Source organism: Vibrio sp. 2134-1, assembly GCF_033339495.1.
Genome location: NZ_JAWOUS010000066.1, coordinates 1 through 2,322 on the forward strand (window position 1 = coordinate 1; position 2,322 = coordinate 2,322).

1 protein-coding gene and 1 tRNA gene are annotated in these 2,322 nt (G+C 44.1%); one reads left to right on the forward strand and one right to left on the reverse strand.

The annotated features are described in order from the left end of the window. Nucleotide 1: 1 nt before the first annotated feature. Nucleotides 2-77, forward strand: a tRNA-Asn gene (locus tag R7R78_RS23820). 248 nt (nucleotides 78-325) lie between these two features. Here the strand turns inward: R7R78_RS23820 and R7R78_RS23825 are convergent. After that, complete coding sequence (locus R7R78_RS23825; protein WP_213973648.1) at nucleotides 326-1,762, reverse strand: NAD-dependent succinate-semialdehyde dehydrogenase; 1,437 nt, start codon at nucleotides 1,760-1,762, stop codon at nucleotides 326-328. Between the last annotated feature and the right edge of the window lie 560 nt (nucleotides 1,763-2,322).

Consider the following 2,322-nt stretch of genomic DNA (forward strand, 5'->3'; position numbering starts at 1 on the left):
TTCCTCCTTAGCTCAGTTGGTAGAGCGACGGACTGTTAATCCGCAGGTCGCTGGTTCGAGCCCAGCAGGAGGAGCCATATTAGAAGAAGCCGCATCACTTGATGCGGCTTTTTTGTATTAGTTTAAAGCTAAGCTCTCTCCTACCCCATAACGAAATAACATAAGCGCTTTGATTATTAAAAACCGCTTACCGCAAGCTAACTATCGACTCACTAAGTAACCAGAAAATATTAACCACAAACGCGCGTGGCAAATGGTATGCCTTTCAACTAAAAAAAAGCTAGGTAAAAACCTAGCTTTTTAATTCAATCGGCCATCTCTGAAATCAGCTTAAACCACCAAGACAAATATACTTTGTCTCCAGATATTCATCGAGTCCTTGCTTAGCACCTTCCCGTCCAACACCCGACTCTTTAACTCCACCAAATGGAGCCACTTCAGTAGAGATGATCCCTTCATTAACTCCAACCATGCCGTACTCTAAACCTTCACTAAAAGTCACAATACGCTTCAAGCTATTCGTATAGAAATAGCAAGCCAAACCATATTCTGTATCGTTCGCCATTTCGAGAACTTGATCATCATTTTCAAAGGTAACAATAGGCAACACAGGCCCGAATAGCTCTTGCTGAACAATCGACATATTCTGCGTCACACTATCCAAAAGAACGGGCTCCATAAAGCGACCATGCCGTCTCTGTGGAGAGTTAGCAATAGAGGCTCCTTCTTGTACAGCTTGATCGATCACCGCCTCTAGTCGATGCTTAGAGGCCATCGTAATAACAGGACCTAATGTGACATCTTTCTCTAAACCATTGCCAAGCTTTAATTTGCTTAACTTCGACAATACTTTATCAATAAAAGCTTGTTTTACATTTTTATGAACATATAACCGATTGGTACAAACACATGTTTGCCCTGCATTACGGAACTTCGACGCGACAAGCCCTTCCGCAGCCGCATCTAAGTCTGCATCTTCAAACACGATGAAAGGCGCATTACCACCCAACTCCATCGACACCGCCTTGACTGAATCACTGGCTTGCTTCATCAAAATTTTCCCGACTCGCGTAGACCCCGTAAAAGAGATCTTCTGAATCCTAGGATCAGTACTTAGTACTTGACCAAACTCAGCAGCCTGCTCCGACACCACGACAGAAAGCAGTTCTTTAGGGATACCAGCCTGATAAGCTAATTCAACAACAGCAATTGCAGTGAGAGGGGTAAGCTCTGATGGCTTGATCAACATGCCACAACCTGCCGCTAGGGCTGGTGCTGCTTTTCTTGTAATCATCGCAATAGGGAAGTTCCAAGGTGTAATTGCAGCGCATACTCCCACAGGCTGGCGAATTGCAGATAGACGTCTATCTGTCGTGGGGGCAGGAATAACTTCGCCATAAGCACGTTTTGCTTCTTCTGAGAACCACTCGACAAAAGAGGCACCATACATCACTTCCCCTTTGCTCTCAGCTAAAGGTTTACCCTGCTCTAAGGTAATAATCGTGGCTATGTCTTCTGCATTATCAAGAAGTAGTTGATACCACCCCCTCAAACGACGAGAGCGCTCTTTGGCACTTAATTTAGCCCAACGGACTTGCTCCGTTTTGCACTGACCAATGAGATCATCTAACTCATCAAGAGTACTAGGCTTTAACCGAATTAACTCTTGCTCAGTTGCAGGGTTGATGACCACAATTCCCTCTTCGGAAGACCATTGCTTAAATACAGATTTCAGCGTTTCATTTTTTATTTGTTGCATCATCAAACATACTCCTCAAGAACTCCTCTTAGGTTAATCGCTACTAGCAAGTTCAGCAAAGAAAACAAAGTTTTCTAAAAGGCATTAATTTACGGAAGACTTAGATCTCTTCCTCACTATATTTCGGGAAATTGCGTAATCCACGCAACGACGGTCCCGCTCTAAACATGGAAGCAATGAATGTTTGAGAAATAAGATGTAGAAAATTATTGTTTAAGAGAGACGCTAACAAAACACGCAGTACGGAAGACTATTCATTCTATTACGGTTGAGGGCGAGTGTTATAAGACTCATTGTTCAAATGGCCAATCTTTCAACGAGGACAGGATACAAACTCGGAGTAATTGGAAGTGCAGGCAGCAGGCTCATCTTCCTGAGAAACTCATGTGCCAAAAGGGTAAAGAAAGTCGTATTGTCTCGCCTTCAATGTGTAAATGCATTTCTCGGGGACACGACCAAACGAAAAAGCCCCAGTCTTTCGACTAGGGCTTAATATAAGTGGCGGAGTGGACGGGACTCGAACCCGCGACCCCCGGCGTGACAGGCCGGTATTCTAACCAACT